The following is a 15,635-nucleotide window of genomic DNA, read 5'->3' as shown; positions in this document are numbered from 1 at the left end:
GGGGTGTTGCACCCATTCTGGACCGCGGCGCCGACAGAGCGGCGCGCGCGGCCTCGAATATCACTCCGCGTGACGCAGGCGCAGCTTGTCCTCGTTGATCTCGTGCAGTGCGATGGTGAGCGGCTTGTCCTCGACCGAGGAGTCGACGAGCGGGCCGACGTTGTCGAAGAGGTTGCCCTCGTGCAGGTCGGAGTAGTAATCGTTGATCTGACGGGCGCGCTTGGCGGCGTAGATCACGAGCTCGTACTTGGAGTCGACGCGGTCGAGCAGGTTGTCGATGGGGGGATCGATGATGCCCTTGGTGTGGTGTCCGGCCATGATGGGACCTCCAGATCAGGCGACGGGATCGTCGCGAAGACAGTGCAATAGGCGCGACAGAGAACTCAGCGCGCAGAGCCTGAGGACAATTCTACGACCTCGTGGGCGGCAGCGGCGACGTCCTCGTTCACGATGAGGTGATCGAACTCGTTCTGGGCGGCTAGTTCGACCTTCGCGGTGCGCAGTCGTCTGGCCCGTTCCTCGGCCTCCTCGGTGCCCCGGCCGACCAGTCGGTGGACCAGTTCGTCCCAGCTCGGCGGGAGCAGGAAGATGAGGGTCGCGGCGGGTTCGGCGCGCCGCACCTGACGTGCGCCCTGCAGGTCGATCTCGAGCAGAACGGTCTTGCCCGCAGCCAGCGCGGCGTCGATCGGCGCCCGCGGGGTGCCGTAGCGGGAGCGATTGTGCACCACGGCGTATTCGAGCAGCTCGTCGTCGGCGATCAGGCGATCGAACTCGGCGTCGTCCACGAAGAAGTAGTGCACGCCCTCGATCTCGCCGGGACGCGGAGGGCGCGTCGTCGCCGACACCGAGAGGTGGATCTCCGGGTTGTGCTCGCGGATGTGCGCCGCGACGGTGCCCTTGCCGACCGCGGTCGGCCCCGCGAGCACGAGCAGTCGGCTGCGTGCGCCGCGCGGCTCCAGCACAGGGAACCGGGAGTCGAGCCAGTTCTCGAGGACGACGCGCTGACGAGCACCGAGACCGCCGAGCCGCTTGACCGGCGAGATGTGCAGCTCGCCCAGCACGCGATCGCGCTTGCCCGCACCGATCGCGGGGAGGGCGAGGAGGAAGTCGGTGATCCGCATGGACCCTTCGACCGAGTCCGCATCCGCGGTGGCCCGGTGCAGCACCGTTTGCGGGGACACGACACGCATCGTGAGATCGCGCTTCAGCGACGCCCTGGCCCGTCGACGTTCCACGGCCCTGCGGGCGGCCGCCGCGCGGTCCACCTCGGGGACGGTCCGACGCACTTCAGACACTGACGACCTCCCGGTATTCGGCGGCGCGGGCGTCGATCGCTGCGGCGAGTCCGTCCGGACCGGCGGAGAGGATGCTGCGGCTCTCGCTCGCGATCACGGCATCCGACATCCGTCCGAATCGTGGACGCAGGTCGGCGGGCGTCGCTCCCTGCGTGCCGAAGCCCGGGGCGAGGATCGGAGCCGTGGGCGCGAACGGTGCGATGCCGGCCTGCGCCCAGTCCACCGTCGCGCCGATGACGAAGCCGAAGCTGCCCCACGCGCCATCGGCCGACGCGACGGCGTTGCGCGCCGAGACATCCGCGATGATCTCGGCCGAGACGGTCACTCCGGTGGATCCGATCGAGCGCTGCACGCCCTCGGCCTCGGGGTTGCTGGTGGCGGCGAGCACGAACAGGCCCTTGCCGTACTTCTCGGCCAGTGAGAACGCGCCGTCGAGGGCGCCGACGCCGAGGAAGGGGTTCACCGTGAGGGCGTCGGCCTCGAGCGGCGATCCGGGGGTGAGCCACGCTGTCGCGTAGTCGTCCATGGTCGAGCCGATGTCACCGCGTTTGGCGTCCGCGATCACGAGCAGCCCGGCCGCGCGTGCGGCCGCGAGCACATCCTCCAGGGCTGCGAACCCCTTCGAACCGAACCGCTCGAAGAACGACACCTGCGGCTTGACGACGCCGACGCGGCCCGCGGCCGCCTCGACCGTGCGCAGCCCGAACGTGCGCACGCCACTCGCATCGTCGCTCAGACCCCAGGCGGCGAGAAGCGCCGCGTGCGGATCGATGCCGACACAGAGCCGGCCATGCGCTCCGAGGGCGGCGCGGGCCCGCTCGCCGAAGGTCTGCGTCATAGTGCCGCCGCCCGATCGATCGCGTACTCCTGCAGACTCCGCACCTGGAAGCCCTCGTGCGCGGCATCCATACCGCTCACGGCGGCACCGAGCACGGCCATCGTCGTGAAGAGCGCCTTGTCGGCCGCGACGGCCGCCGCGCGGATCTCGTAGCCGTCGGCACGTGCCGCGCCCCCGGAGGGCGTGTTCACGACGATATCGATCGCTCCCTCGTTGATCAGGTCGACGATGTTCTTCGCGCCGGACTCCTGCGTCTCGCTGTACTTCTCCACCACGGTCACCGCGATGCCGTTGCGGGAGAGGATCTCCGCGGTGCCCTCGGTCGCGACGATCGTGAAGCCGAGCTGCTGCAGGCGGTGCGCCGGCAGGATCACCGCGCGCTTGTCGGAGTCGGCGACCGAGATGAACACGGTGCCCGAGGTGGGCATGCCGCCGTAGGCCGCCGCCTGGCTCTTCGCGAAGGCCGTCGGGAAGTCGCGGTCGATGCCCATGACCTCACCCGTGGAGCGCATCTCCGGGCCGAGCACGGAGTCGACGGTCTTGCCGTCGGCGGTGCGGAAGCGCTTGAAGGGCAGCACGGCCTCCTTGACGGCGACCGGGGCGCCCAGCGGTACGCGCGAGCCGTCCTGCTGCGGCAGCATGCCCTCGGCACGCAGCTCCGCGATCGTCGACCCGGTCATGACGCGGCTCGCCGCCTTGGCCATCGGGATGCCGAGCGCCTTGGACACGAACGGCACCGTGCGACTGGCGCGAGGGTTCGCCTCGATGACGTAGAGCACGCCGGCGCTGATCGCGAACTGCACGTTCAGCAGGCCGCGCACGCCGACGCCCTCGGCGATGGCCAGGGTCGCCTCGCGCACGCGATCGACATCGGTGCGTCCGAGCGAGACGGGCGGGAGCGTGCAGCTGGAGTCGCCGGAGTGGATGCCGGCCTCTTCCAGGTGCTCCATGACGCCGCCGATGTAGAGGTCCGTCCCGTCGTACAGCGCGTCGACGTCGAGCTCGATCGCATCGTCCAGGAAGCGGTCGACGAGCAGGGGCTTGCCCTCCTCGATGATGACCTCTCCGGCCGTGCGCACGAAGTAGTCGCGCAGCGACGCCGTGTCGTACACGATCTCCATGCCGCGACCGCCGAGCACGAAGCTCGGGCGCACCAGCACCGGGTAGCCGATCTCCTCGGCGATGCGTACGGCGCCGTCGGCGTCGATCGCGGTGCCGTTGCGCGGGGCGAGGAGTCCGGCGTCGTCGAGCAGACGCGAGAACAGCTCGCGCTCCTCGGCGAGGTCGATGGCGGCGGGGCTGGTGCCGAGCACCGTGTAGCCGGCCGCCTCGATGCCCTTGGCGAGTCCCAGCGGGGTCTGTCCGCCGAGCTGGCAGACGACGCCGAGGATCGTGCCGCTCGCGGCCTCCGCATCCAGGACCTCGAGCACGTCCTCGAGCGTGAGCGGCTCGAAGTACAGCCGGTCGGACGTGTCGTAGTCGGTCGAGACCGTCTCCGGGTTGCAGTTGACCATCACGGTCTCGAATCCGGCATCCGACAGCGCGAACGAGGCGTGCACGCACGAGTAGTCGAACTCGACGCCCTGTCCGATGCGGTTCGGGCCCGAGCCGATGATGACGACCTTGGTGCGCTCGGAGGGAGCGACCTCGGTCTCGAAGTCGTAGCTGGAGTAGTGGTACGGCGTCAGGGCCGGGAACTCCCCCGCGCACGTGTCGACCGTCTTGTAGACCGGGCGGATGCCCAGACCGTGACGGATGCCGCGCACCTCGGGCTCGTTCGTGCCGCGGAGCTCAGCGAGCTGCGCGTCGGAGAAGCCGTGCTCCTTCGCATAGCGGAGCGTCGCCGCATCGAGCTCGGGAGCCGTGCGCACGATCTCGGCGACCTCGTTGATCAGCACGATCTGGTCGAGGAACCAGGGGTCGATCGCCGTCGCGTCGAACGCCTGCTCGACCGTCGCACCCTTGCGGAGCGCCTGCTGCAGCGTGACGATGCGGCCGTCGGTCGGGATCTTCGCGATCTCCAGGAGCTCCTCGAGCGAGCGCTCCTCCGTGCCCCAGTGGAAGCTCGAGCCGCGCTTCTCGAGCGAGCGGAGCGCCTTCTGCAGGGCCGTCGCGTAGTTGCGGCCGATGGCCATCGCCTCGCCGACCGACTTCATGGTGGTGGTGAGCGTGGCGTCGGCGGCGGGGAACTTCTCGAACGCGAACCGCGGGACCTTGACCACGACGTAGTCGAGCGTCGGCTCGAAGCTCGCCGGGGTCACGCCCGTGATGTCGTTCGGGATCTCGTCCAGGCGGTAGCCGAGCGCGAGCTTGGCCGCGAGCTTCGCGATCGGGAAGCCCGTCGCCTTGGAGGCGAGGGCGCTCGACCGGGAGACACGCGGGTTCATCTCGATGACGATGATGCGCCCGTTCTCGGGGTTCACCGCGAACTGGATGTTGCAGCCGCCGGTGTCGACTCCCACCGCGCGGATGATGTCGATGCCGATGTCGCGGAGCTTCTGGTACTCGCGGTCGGTCAGCGTCAGCGCCGGTGCGACCGTGATCGAGTCGCCGGTGTGTACGCCGACCGGGTCGACGTTCTCGATCGAGCAGACGACGACCGTGTTGTCGGCGGTGTCGCGCATGAGCTCGAGCTCGTACTCCTTCCAGCCGAGGATCGACTCCTCCAGGAGGACCTCGGTGGTCGGCGAGTCGCGCAGACCCGCGCCGGCGATACGGCGGAGGTCGTTCTCGTCGTAGGCGAACCCGGAGCCGAGTCCCCCCATCGTGAAGCTGGGGCGGACGACGAGCGGATATCCGAGCTCGTCGGCTGCGGCGAGCACCTCGTCCATCGTGTGGGCGATGCGCGAGTCGGCGACGTCGGCGCCGGCGTCGAGGACCAGCTGCTTGAAGATCTGACGATCCTCGCCCTTGTTGATCGCCTCGAAGCTCGCGCCGATGAGTTCGACGTCGTACTTCTCGAGGATCCCGTGGTTGTGCAGCTCGATCGCGGCGTTGAGCGCCGTCTGTCCGCCGAGGGTCGGCAGGATCGCGTCCGGACGCTCCTTGGCGATGATCGTCTCGATGACCTGCCAGGTGATCGGCTCGATGTAGGTCGCGTCGGCGAAGTCGGGGTCGGTCATGATCGTCGCCGGGTTGGAGTTGACCAGGATGACCCGGACGCCCTCCTCGCGCAGCACGCGGCACGCCTGGGTGCCGGAGTAGTCGAACTCGCAGGCCTGACCGATGACGATCGGACCGGATCCGATGACGAGGACGGAGTTGATGTCGTCGCGCTTGGGCATTACTTGCTGTCCTTCTGAGTCGCGATGACCAGGTCACGGAACCGGTCGAAGAGGTAGTTGGCATCGTGCGGGCCTGCGGCGGCCTCGGGGTGGTACTGCACCGAGAAGGCGGGGATGTCGAGCGCTCGCAGGCCCTCGACGACGTTGTCGTTCAGCCCGACGTGGCTGACCTCGACCTTGCCGTAGCCGTTCGGGCTGTCGAACGAGCCCTCCAGCGGGGCGTCCACCGCGAAGCCGTGGTTGTGCGCCGTGATCTCGACGCGACCCGTGGTCTTGTCGAGAACGGGCTGGTTGATGCCGCGGTGGCCGAACGGCAGCTTGTAGGTGCCGAGTCCGAGAGCGCGGCCGAGCAGTTGGTTGCCGAAGCAGATCCCGAAGAACGGGAGACCGTCGTCGAGGACCGCGCGCAGCAGTTCGACGTGGTCATCGGATGCCGCGGGGTCGCCGGGGCCGTTCGAGTAGAACACCGCGACCGGATCGATCGCGCGGATCTCGTCGATCGTCACGTTCTGCGGCAGCACGTGCACCTCGAAGCCGCGGGCGGCCAGGTTGTCGATCGTGGCCTGCTTCACCCCGAGGTCGAGGACCGCGAGGTTGCCGACCCGCTGTCCCATCGCGGTCGTCACGGTCGCGACGTCCACCGACACCTCGGCGGACAGGTTCCGACCCGCCATCTCGGGCGCCTCGCGGACGATGCGCACCTGCTCCTCCGCGTCGAGCGCGGCATCCGCACCGGAGAAGATTCCGCCGCGCATCGAGCCGGCCGAGCGGATGTGACGGGTGATCGAGCGGGTGTCGATGCCGCTGATGCCGACGATGCCGTCGTTGACCAGCACCTCGTCGAGCGAGGCGTTCGCGCGCCAGTTCGAGACGACGCGCGATGGGTCGCGGACGATGTAGCCGGCGACCCAGATGCGACGGGACTCGGCGTCCTCGTCGTTCATGCCGGTGTTGCCGATGTGCGGTGCGGTCTGCAGGACGATCTGTCCGGCGTACGACGGGTCGGTGATCGTCTCCTGGTAGCCGGACATGCCAGTCGCGAACACCACTTCGCCGAGGGTGCGACCGCGCGCACCGTACGCGCGACCGGTGTGGCGGGTGCCGTCTTCCAGGACGAGGACGGCGGTTTCGGGCAGGGAGGTCATCGTGTGGCTCCTGTGTCGGGGGCAACGGGAACGAGCCGCTGCAGTTCAGAGATGAGGTTCTTCGGGTCGCCGGAGGCGAGGCGCAGGTACGAGTCCACGACGGTGTCGTCCGCGGCGTTCCAGGCGATGCGGACGAGCCCGCCGGGCTCGACGACGCGGTCGATCGTCACGGTCGCCCTGTCGACCTGCACCAGGCGCGACGAGGCGAGGAACACGGTCGGCGCGCCGTCGAGGCAGAGCGCGACGCCCCGGTCCGTGACCGCGAGCTCTCCGCGGGCGCGATACGTCAGCGGCGAGATCGCCAGTCGTTCCAGCGGCTGGTCGTGGCGGGTCGTCGAGACGTAGAGCACCTCTTCGCGGTGGACGACCTCGGCGTGCTCCGGGACTCCGAGCGGTGCGGCGAGACCGGAGTCCCGGCGCAGTCGTCGTCGCCACGCGAAGAGCATCGCGAGCAGGATGAGCACGGCCACGGCGATCATGACCGTGATGGCCAGTTCCCGCGTCACGCGTTCAGCTCCTCGACAACGGCTCCGCCGTCGACCGTGAGTGTGCCGCCGTGCACCGTGAACTCGACCCGACCGGGAAGTGCCCTGCCGAGGTACGGCGAGTTGACGCTGCGCCCGTGCAGATCGGCTTCCGTGAACACGCCGTCGACGGAGGCGTCGTAGAGCGCGATCTGCGCGCGGGCGCCGACCTCGAGGGGCGTGCCGTGCCCGGCGAGCCGTCCGATGCGCGCGGGGGCGGCGCTCATGACCCTGGCCACGTCCGCCCAGCCGATGAGCCCGGTCTGCACCATCGACTGGTGCACGACGCGCAGTGCGCTCTCGAGCCCGACCATGCCGTTCGCGGCAGCCTGCCACTCGCAGGCCTTGTGCTCGCTCGGGTGCGGGGCGTGATCCGTCGCGACGATGTCGATCGTGCCGTCCGCGAGTCCTTCACGCACAGCCAGGACGTCCTCCTCGCGCCGAAGCGGCGGGTTGACCTTGTACCGGGCGTCGTATCCGCGCACGAGCTCGTCCGTCAGCAGCAGGTGATGCGGGGTCACTTCGGCGGTGACCGCGATGCCGCGCTTCTTGGCCCAGCGGATGATGTCGACCGATCCGGCCGTCGAGAGGTGGCACACGTGCAGCCGCGAACCCACATGCTCGGCGAGCAGCACGTCGCGGGCGATGATCGATTCCTCGGCGACCGCGGGCCAGCCGGCGAGACCGAGCTCGGCCGAGACGGTTCCCTCGTTCATCTGCGCGCCCTCGGTGAGGCGCGGATCCTGCGCATGCTGGGCGATGACACCGTCGAACGACTTCACGTACTCGAGTGCGCGACGCATGATCAGCGGGTCGAACACGCAGAAGCCGTCATCGCTGAAGACGCGCACCTGTGCTCGGGAGGTCGCCATCGCGCCCAGCTCGGCGAGACGCTCGCCCTTCTGGCCGACCGTGACGGCGCCGATGGGCTGCACGGTGGCATACCCGGCGGCCTCACCGAGTGCGAGCTCCTGCTCGACCACCCCGGCGGTGTCCGCGACCGGTGACGTGTTCGGCATGGCGAAGACGGCCGTGAAGCCGCCTGCTGCGGCCGCCCTCGTGCCGGTGAGGATGGTCTCGGATGCTTCGTAGCCGGGTTCGCGCAGATGCGTGTGCAGGTCGACGAGACCCGGCAGCGCGACGAGTCCGTCGGCGTCGATCACGCGCGCACCCGCGCGGCTCAGGCCGGCGCCGATCTCGGTGATGACACCGTCCTCGACGATGATGTCGGCGCTCTCCGCGCCGAGCAGCTGTGCACCGGTGATGACGAGGGTCTCGCTCACAGGTCTCCCCCTCGTTCGTCGTCTCGTTCTCCTGCCAGCAGCAGGTACAGCACCGCCATGCGGACGGATACTCCGTTGGTGACCTGCTCCAGCACCGTCGAGCGGGCGGAATCGGCTGCTTCGGAGGAGATCTCCAGTCCACGGTTCATGGGTCCGGGGTGCATGACAATGCTACCGTCCGGAAGCCCGGCCACACGCCGTGCGTCGAGTCCCCAGCGGCGCGAATACTCCCGCTCAGTAGGGAAATACGCGGCGCTCATCCGTTCGAGCTGGATCCGCAGCATCATGACGGCGTCCGGCCCCTCGGCAAGGGCCTCGTCGAGGTCGTAGACCACGCGCACCGGCCAGAGCGAGACGTTCTGCGGAACCAGGGTCGGCGGCGCCACCAGCGTGACAGCGGCGCCGAGCGTCGTGAGCAGCCAGACGTTGGAGCGTGCGACCCGCGAGTGCAGCACATCGCCCACGATGACGATCCGGAGCCCGGCGAGGTCGCGCCCGCGGCTGTCGGCGCCGAAGCGGCGCTTGCGGATCGTGAACGCGTCGAGCAGCGCCTGCGTGGGGTGCTCGTGCGTGCCGTCGCCGGCGTTCACCACGCCGGCCGAGATCCAGCCGCTCGTCGCCAGCGTCTGCGGTGCGCCGGATCCGGGGTGGCGCACCACGACGGCGTCGGCACCGATCGCCTCGAGGGTCTGCGCGGTGTCCTTCAGGCTCTCGCCCTTCGAGACGCTCGAGCCCTTGGCGGCGAAGTTGATGACGTCGGCGGAGAGGCGCTTCGCGGCGGCCTCGAAGGAGATGCGGGTGCGGGTCGAATCCTCGAAGAAGAGGTTCACCACGGTCTTGCCGCGGAGCGTCGGGAGCTTCTTCACCTCGCGCGACTGAGTGTCGGACATGTCCTCGGCGATGTCGAGGATGCGGAGAGCGTCGGCCTTCGCGAGGGTGCGGGTGTCGAGGAGGTGTCTCATTCGCCGATCGTCACCTCCTCGGCCCCGTCGTTCTCGAAGAGGCGCACGTTGACCCGCTCGGTGCGGGCAGAGGGGATGTTCTTGCCGATGAAGTCCGGTCGGATGGGCAGCTCGCGGTGACCGCGGTCCACGAGGATGGCCAGGCGCACGACGGCGGGCCGGCCGATCGACTGGATCGCGTCGAGCGCGGCGCGGATGCTGCGACCGGAGAAGAGGACGTCATCGACGAGGACGACCGTCCTGCCGTCGATCCCGCCGTCCGGGATCTCGGTCGGATGCGGTGACCGCGTCGGATGCTTGGCCAGGTCGTCGCGGAAGAGCGTGACATCCAGCGCGCCCACGGCGACGGAGGTCTGCGCGATCTCGCCGATCAGCCGGGCCAGGCGGTGGGCGAGAGTGACGCCGCGGGTCGGAATGCCCAGCAGGACGAGGTTCTCAGCCCCTCGATTCGACTCGAGGATCTCATGCGCGATACGGGTCAGAGCCCGCGATACGTCGGCTTCGTGCAGCACAGTGCGTGCGCTCATCGGCCGCTCCCTTCTCCGCCTCACAGGACGGTGTTAAAGGTTGCTTGTCGGCTCAGTCTACCGGAGGGGCTCAGGCGCCGACGACCTCGACACCGCGCGAACGAGCGATGTCCGCCAGGCGCCGGTCGAAGGTGGCGAGGGTGGCGCCGAACGATTCGGCCGTCGCGAGGACGGCGCAGTCCGGAAGCGTCATCGACGAAGCGGCCCGCAGACGCGCGATCTGCACGGGCTCGTCGACATTCTCGTCTCGCCGAAGCAGTCCGAGGGAGTCGATCCTCGCAAGATCATCCAGCTCGGTGCCCCGCCGCGCTGGGTGCACGAGCGCCTCGGCAAGGGTCAGTGGGTGGATGAGCAGATCCTCCTCGGTGTCGAGGATCTCGAACGCCGCGTCCTGATGAACGTCATCCGCCGCCAGGTGAGCGATGAGCACCCCGGCATCCAGGACGATCACTCCGGCCAGTCCTTCCGCAGGTCTTCGAGATACCCGGGTGGATAGTCGATCGTCCCTCGTGTCGCCTCGAGCGCCGCCCGTCGCGCTGCTCGCTTGGCAGAGCGTTCCGTGGCGAGCACCTCAGCACCCAGTACGGCCAGTCGCCCGACCAGCTCGGACTTCGGCAGCCCTGGCCACTTCTGCTCCGCGAGTTCGATCGCGTCACGGAGCTGCCCGGTCTGAGTGACCTGAATTCGAGTCAAGGTGGTCGGCATGCCCACGAGAGTACCACCTCAGCACCCCGGTGGTACAGGTCAGCTCGCCTGAGGCAGGGCCTCCCCCGGCACGCCCGTCTCCACGATCCTCGAGGACCGGATCGGATGACCGCTCGTGGTCAGGCAGCGACCGGTGTTCAGGTCCCACTTCCAGTCGTGCATGCTGCAGGTGAGGATGCCGTCCGCGTCGACCTTGCCGGTCTTCGTGAGGTCCGCGCGCAGGTGCGGGCAGCGTCGCTGCACGACCCAGTCGCCGATCTCGGCATCCTCGGTCTGGTCCGTCTGCTCCTGATACCAGTTCTCGACGTACTCGATGCGGTCGACCGACAGGCACTTGAGGAACGTCGTCAGGAACTCGTTGAACTTGCCGCTGCGACCGACCTGGAACTGCATCGACAGGAAGATCGAATTCGACCAGTCGATCTCGCGATCGCGGATGTTCGTCGAGACGAGGTCGGCGGGGATCGTGTACCAGTAGATGCACTCCTCCCCCGCGTACTCGCGGACCTTCGCCCGAGGGAAGTCGACGACCATGTCGAGCTCGCCGATCTTGAATCGCACGCATCCGCCGACGCCGAGGCGGATCGTGCGGGACTTCTTCAGCAGCGGCTCCCACCATGTCTTCAGCGTCTCGAGCATCTCTGCCGGCGGGATGACCTCGGCGCGCGAGGCCTCCTCGTCGCGGATCTCCTGCTGGCGGCTCGCGCGCTGCGACTCGAGGTAGTCCCACTTCTCGTCGAAGATGTGCGCGATCTCGGCATCCGTGTAGAGGGACTGCTCGGTGGTCACCGACGCGCCCTCGACCGTCACGACGGTGCCGGGGACGAAGAGGTGCCCGTCATACTGCGGCGCGAGTTCCTTCATGTGCGCGAGGAACTGCTTCTGGTCGGTGAAGATCGACTCGCCGTTCTTGCCGGTGCCGTTGAAGTCGAACAGGTCGTCGCGCAGGAACATCGGCGGTCCGGCCATCGGGAAGACGTGCGTCGCGTCGACCTTCTCGATGTAGTACATCGCCCGCTTGTTCTGCGCGTCGCGCTTGAGCTTCGCGAAGTTCTGCTTGGCGTCGAGCGGCAGGTCGTAGACCATGGGCCACCAGATCGCGCCCGAGACCTGGGTGAAGTAGGCGTCGGGCTTGCCGAAGCTCAGCAGCTTCTCGAGGTCGAGGGGGTGCGAGTCGTTCTGATTCAGCACGGATGCGGTGCCGTCGTCGACGCTCAGCGACGAGTCGCCGATCGGGCCGTCGCTCGGGGCTCGGAGCGGCGTGATCATGATCTTCAGATCGCCGCGCTCGATGATCTGTCCCGCCGGCGCGTAGGTGATGTTCGTGTAGCCGAGGGCGCGGATGTCCTGCTCGAGATCGTCGATCGGGTACTCCGGCAGCAGGACCTCGATGTCCTTGCGGATGTACCGCTCGAGCAGCTTCGGGTCGAAGTGGTCGCGGTGCCGGTGCGAGATGTAGAGGAAGTCGGCCTCGCGGCCGAAGCGCTCCCAGTCGAGGCCGCGGTTGTCGGGGAACGGGAACCAGGATCCGTAGAAGGAGGGTCCGAGGACGGGGTCGCAGATGATGTTCCCGCCCACCGTCTCGATGAACATCCCGGCGTGGCCGAGTCCCGTGATCCGCATTGCATTCCTCTCGAAAGTGAACCGTAAGAGTCTACCGACGGCCTCCTGGGCGCCCGCGGAGACGAGCCGTGAATACTCCCGCCGACGGGGCGAGGTCGGCCGGCGACACGTCTCAGTCGTCGAAGAGCCCGCGGATGTCGTCGGCGGTGAGCGACTGGGCGAACAGTTCCTGGTCGTCCATCACCGCCGTGAACAGCCGCGCCTTGCGCTGCTGCAGCTCGCGCACCTTCTCCTCGATCGTGCCGGCCGAGATCATGCGATAGACGAAGACCTGGCTGGTCTGGCCGATGCGATGCGTGCGGTCGATCGCCTGCGCCTCCGCCGCCGGATTCCACCAGGGGTCGAGCAGGAAGACGTAGTCTGCCTCGGTCAGGGTGAGCCCGAATCCACCGGCCTTCAAGCTGATCAGGAACACGACCTGCTCCCCCGCCCGGAACCCGTCGATCACGTCCTGTCGGCGCCGGGTCGATCCGTCGAGGTGGGCGTACGGGATGCCGGCGGCCTCGAGGCGCGCGGCGGCGAGGTCGAGGAACGAGGTGAACTGGCTGAACACCAGCGCGCGGTGCCCCTCGGCCTGCAGCTCGACCACCCTCTCGAGCAGGGTGTCGAGCTTGCTCGATCCGATGTCGGCGTCGGCCTCATCGACGAGACCGGGAGCGAGGCTCAACATCCGCAGCAGGGTCAGAGAGCGGAAGACGATGAAGCGGTTGCGGTCGAGGTCGTCGATCAGCCCGAGCACCTTCTGCCGCTCGCGCTGCAGCACCACGTCGTAGAGCGCGCGATGGGCGGGGCTCAGCTCGACCTCGAGCACCTGCTCCTGCTTCGGCGGCAGATCGGCGGCGACGATCTCCTTCGTGCGGCGCAACATGAGCGGACGGATACGACGGCGCAGCTGGTCGAGCCGACGACGACGGTATTCACCGCCCTCCTCGTTCTCGGGGACCTTGCCCTTCTCGATCGGCTGGATGTACCGATCGCGGAACTTCCGGGCGGAGGGGAAGAGGCCGGGAGCGGCGAGCTTGAGCAGCGACCACAGGTCGGACAGGCTGTTCTCCATCGGGGTGCCTGTGACCGCGTAGGTCACATCGGCACGGAATGTGGCGATCGCCCGATGCAGCTTCGTCTTCGGGTTCTTCACGAACTGGGCCTCGTCGAGGATGAGCCCCGCCCACTCGACCGCCGCGAACTCCTTCTCATCGAGTCGCGCCACCGTGTAGGAGCTCACGACGACATCGACCCCGGCGGCGGCATCCGCGAGCGTTCCGCGGCGTGTTCCGCTCGTGGTGTCGACGAGCGCCACGCGCAGTTCGGGCGTGAACCGCGCAGCCTCGGTCTTCCAGGTGCTGAGCACCGAGGTGGGCGCGAGCACGAGGAACGGCCGTCGCTCTCCCGTGTCGCGCGTGTGCTGCACGAAGGTGAGCAGCTGGAGCGTCTTGCCGAGTCCCATGTCGTCGGCCAGGATCCCGCCGAGCCGGTGCTTCCAGAGGAACGCCAGCCAGTCGAATCCGGACTTCTGGTAGGGACGCAGCTCGGCGCGGAGCGACGGCGGCACGGGGGTGGCCGGAACGCCGGTCGCCTGCCGCAGACCCTCGGCGGTCGAGCGCCAGCTCACGGCCGGCTGCGCCTCGTCGGCGAGATCCTCGAACTCCTCCCAGAGATCGGTCTGATAGCGGCTGATGCGCGGCCCGGTCTCCCACTCGTCGAGCTCCCCCGCCTCATCGATGAGTTCGCGCAGGCGATCGAGTGCCGGGTGGTTGAGCGTGAAGTAGCCGCCGTCGGAGAGCAGCAGCTTCTTCTTCCCCCTGCTGAGCGCCGTGAACAACGGGCCGAACGGGATGCTCCTCCCGTCGATCGTCACGATGATGCCCAGATCGAACCAGTCGGAATCCGTCGTCTCGACCGTCGACACCGTGACCTCGGGGACACCGGTCAGTTCGCGGTATTCCTTGCGCGTGCCGCTCGTGACGATCGCGACGCCCGCGGCCTCGAACGCGGGTACGACCTGGGCGACGAAGGCTGCCGCGTCGATGTCGTGGAACGAACCGGACGGCGCGAACCGGTTCGTCGTGTGCTCGTGCCAGACAGTCTCGAGCTGCGCGCGGCGCGCCGCCTCGGCCTCGGGGTCGCGAACCGCCGCTCGACCGGCCGCGAACGGCACGGTCCCGAATCCGCGGTACGACCAGGCGAAGGAGTAGCTGACGACGTCGCCGCGTTCGAAGGCGACGTTCAGGACGGGCTCCGGCGCGGGGATCTCCGGCAGCGCGACCTCACCGACGGTCTGCACGGCGGTGCGCCGCGCGAGGAGCGGGTACGCCTCGGCGACGAACGCCTCCTCCTCGGCTGCGGGGACCACGATGGGTCGCTGCGCCTCGAGGAGGGCGCGCACCTGCTCGCTGAGCGGGACCTCGGCGAGCGTGATCTGCATCCGGCTGCCCGACAGGACGGCGGAGTACACCCCGGAACGGCCGATCGGGTGCACAGCGGCTGCCGAGACGTCATGGCCGTCGATGGTGGCAGCGGCGGCCACGGTCAGTGCCCCGTCATCGTCGCGGGCGATCGTGGCCGTGATCTCGGCGGTGTCGGCGAGGTGCACGGCGGCGTTCTTCTGGCTGGCCACCAGAGGGATGCCGAGGGCCACCCCGGCGCGGAGATGTCCCCACAGGAGTCCGGACTCGATCTGGTCGACCACGAGCCAGTCGCCGGAATTGCCGGAGAGCAGCGAGTCGCGCGAGATGCTGAGCAGGTCGCCGAACCAGCGCGTCTGCGTCCGACCGAACTGCGCGGCATCCCGCCGCACGACATCCCATCCGGCGTGACCCTGGATCCACGCGCCGGTCTGATGGCTGCGCATCAGCGGGCGGATGGCGAGAAGCAGCTCGCCCGTCGACCGAGCGAGGTCCCTGGGCGTCGCCGGACGCACCGCGCGCGGAGCCCAGTGGTTGTCGCCCCGCGGCTCGCGATGCCGCAGCTCGACCCCGAGCGCCAGCGGACGGGTCTGCGCCGAGCTCGCGGGGTCGACCAGCGCACGCCAGGAGGGCACTGCGGGGGTCGTCGGGGCCGGGGCGGGCAGGACGGGCTCGACGACCCGCGCGCCGTTCTGCTGCGAGTACTCGTGGACGTTCGAGGCGAGCAGTGCGGCGACGACGTGCTTACAGGCGGAGCGCACCGGGCAGGAGCACCGGGTCGACCGGACGTGCCGCTTGCCGTTCGAGGACACGAAGCCGACCTCGACGAGGTACTGCGCGCCCTGACTGCCCTTCACATGGCCTTCGAGCTCCTGCAGGTCCTCGTCCCAGACGAGGTCGAGGACGTTCCCCTCGCGGAAGTACGCGAGCCCGCGCGCGTACCCACCGGCGTCCGTGATCTGCATGAGGTCACGGAGGTCGACGTGCGGTGCGGGCATGCCCGTATCCTTCCCGCGGCATCCGACATGGGTGCCGCGACTCGGA

The 15,635-nt window shown here is 68.8% G+C and carries 13 protein-coding genes; all 13 read right to left on the bottom strand.

What is annotated here, in order from left to right:
* Positions 1 to 60: 60 nt before the first annotated feature.
* Entirely contained in the window at positions 61 to 318 is a 258-nt protein-coding gene (gene rpoZ, locus ABS642_RS03785; protein ID WP_116634940.1) for a DNA-directed RNA polymerase subunit omega, read from the bottom strand.
* A 65-nt stretch (positions 319 to 383) separates the two neighbouring features.
* Positions 384 to 1,295, bottom strand: a complete 912-nt coding sequence (gmk, locus tag ABS642_RS03780; protein WP_350352304.1) for a guanylate kinase — start codon at positions 1,293 to 1,295, stop codon at positions 384 to 386.
* The gene (pyrF, locus tag ABS642_RS03775) at positions 1,288 to 2,133 is read right to left on the bottom strand and encodes an orotidine-5'-phosphate decarboxylase (protein ID WP_350352303.1); all 846 of its coding nucleotides are present in this window, start codon (positions 2,131 to 2,133) and stop codon (positions 1,288 to 1,290) included. Before pyrF ends, gmk begins: the two co-directional genes overlap by 8 nt.
* On the bottom strand, positions 2,130 to 5,417 hold the full coding sequence (carB, locus tag ABS642_RS03770; protein WP_350352302.1) for a carbamoyl-phosphate synthase large subunit: 3,288 nt from the start codon (positions 5,415 to 5,417) through the stop codon (positions 2,130 to 2,132). Before carB ends, pyrF begins: the two co-directional genes overlap by 4 nt.
* The gene (carA, locus tag ABS642_RS03765) at positions 5,417 to 6,562 is read right to left on the bottom strand and encodes a glutamine-hydrolyzing carbamoyl-phosphate synthase small subunit (protein WP_350352301.1); all 1,146 of its coding nucleotides are present in this window, start codon (positions 6,560 to 6,562) and stop codon (positions 5,417 to 5,419) included. The genes carB and carA overlap by 1 nt, the downstream gene beginning before the upstream one ends.
* Positions 6,559 to 7,068: a hypothetical protein gene (locus ABS642_RS03760; RefSeq protein ID WP_350352300.1), complete on the bottom strand. Its 510-nt coding sequence runs from the start codon at positions 7,066 to 7,068 to the stop codon at positions 6,559 to 6,561. The genes carA and ABS642_RS03760 overlap by 4 nt, the downstream gene beginning before the upstream one ends.
* Entirely contained in the window at positions 7,065 to 8,369 is a 1,305-nt protein-coding gene (locus ABS642_RS03755; RefSeq protein WP_350352299.1) for a dihydroorotase, read from the bottom strand. Before ABS642_RS03755 ends, ABS642_RS03760 begins: the two co-directional genes overlap by 4 nt.
* Positions 8,366 to 9,331 carry an aspartate carbamoyltransferase catalytic subunit gene (locus ABS642_RS03750; RefSeq protein WP_282217118.1) on the bottom strand — a complete coding sequence of 322 codons (966 nt, stop codon included), beginning with the start codon at positions 9,329 to 9,331 and terminating at the stop codon, positions 8,366 to 8,368. The genes ABS642_RS03755 and ABS642_RS03750 overlap by 4 nt, the downstream gene beginning before the upstream one ends.
* The gene (gene pyrR, locus ABS642_RS03745; RefSeq protein ID WP_282217117.1) at positions 9,328 to 9,858 is read right to left on the bottom strand and encodes a bifunctional pyr operon transcriptional regulator/uracil phosphoribosyltransferase PyrR; all 531 of its coding nucleotides are present in this window, start codon (positions 9,856 to 9,858) and stop codon (positions 9,328 to 9,330) included. Before pyrR ends, ABS642_RS03750 begins: the two co-directional genes overlap by 4 nt.
* A 70-nt stretch (positions 9,859 to 9,928) precedes the next feature.
* The gene (locus tag ABS642_RS03740) at positions 9,929 to 10,309 is read right to left on the bottom strand and encodes a PIN domain-containing protein (RefSeq protein WP_350352298.1); all 381 of its coding nucleotides are present in this window, start codon (positions 10,307 to 10,309) and stop codon (positions 9,929 to 9,931) included.
* Positions 10,306 to 10,563: a hypothetical protein gene (locus ABS642_RS03735; protein WP_350352297.1), complete on the bottom strand. Its 258-nt coding sequence runs from the start codon at positions 10,561 to 10,563 to the stop codon at positions 10,306 to 10,308. The genes ABS642_RS03740 and ABS642_RS03735 overlap by 4 nt, the downstream gene beginning before the upstream one ends.
* 39 nt (positions 10,564 to 10,602) lie before the next feature.
* Complete coding sequence (locus ABS642_RS03730; protein ID WP_350352296.1) at positions 10,603 to 12,186, bottom strand: Rieske 2Fe-2S domain-containing protein; 1,584 nt, start codon at positions 12,184 to 12,186, stop codon at positions 10,603 to 10,605.
* 112 nt (positions 12,187 to 12,298) lie between these two features.
* Positions 12,299 to 15,589, bottom strand: coding sequence for a DEAD/DEAH box helicase (locus tag ABS642_RS03725; protein ID WP_350352295.1), 3,291 nt, complete (start codon positions 15,587 to 15,589; stop codon positions 12,299 to 12,301).
* Between the last annotated feature and the right edge of the window lie 46 nt (positions 15,590 to 15,635).

The organism is Microbacterium sp. A8/3-1, assembly GCF_040267695.1.
Lineage (GTDB): Bacteria > Actinomycetota > Actinomycetes > Actinomycetales > Microbacteriaceae > Microbacterium > Microbacterium luteolum.
This window is presented reverse-complemented; position numbering and strand designations above follow the sequence as displayed.

Bases quoted from the DNA above. Each gene is read 5' to 3' on its own strand.
- rpoZ (WP_116634940.1), bottom strand. From the start codon at position 318: ATGGCCGGACACCACACCAAGGGCATCATCGATCCCCCCATCGACAAC.
- pyrF (WP_350352303.1), bottom strand. From the start codon at position 2,133: ATGACGCAGACCTTCGGCGAGCGGGCCCGCGCCGCCCTCGGAGCGCAT.
- carB (WP_350352302.1), bottom strand. From the start codon at position 5,417: ATGCCCAAGCGCGACGACATCAACTCCGTCCTCGTCATCGGATCCGGT.
- carA (WP_350352301.1), bottom strand. From the start codon at position 6,562: ATGACCTCCCTGCCCGAAACCGCCGTCCTCGTCCTGGAAGACGGCACC.
- ABS642_RS03750 (WP_282217118.1), bottom strand. From the start codon at position 9,331: ATGAGACACCTCCTCGACACCCGCACCCTCGCGAAGGCCGACGCTCTC.
- pyrR (WP_282217117.1), bottom strand. From the start codon at position 9,858: ATGAGCGCACGCACTGTGCTGCACGAAGCCGACGTATCGCGGGCTCTG.
- ABS642_RS03735 (WP_350352297.1), bottom strand. From the start codon at position 10,563: ATGCCGACCACCTTGACTCGAATTCAGGTCACTCAGACCGGGCAGCTC.
- ABS642_RS03730 (WP_350352296.1), bottom strand. From the start codon at position 12,186: ATGCGGATCACGGGACTCGGCCACGCCGGGATGTTCATCGAGACGGTG.
- ABS642_RS03725 (WP_350352295.1), bottom strand. From the start codon at position 15,589: ATGCCCGCACCGCACGTCGACCTCCGTGACCTCATGCAGATCACGGAC.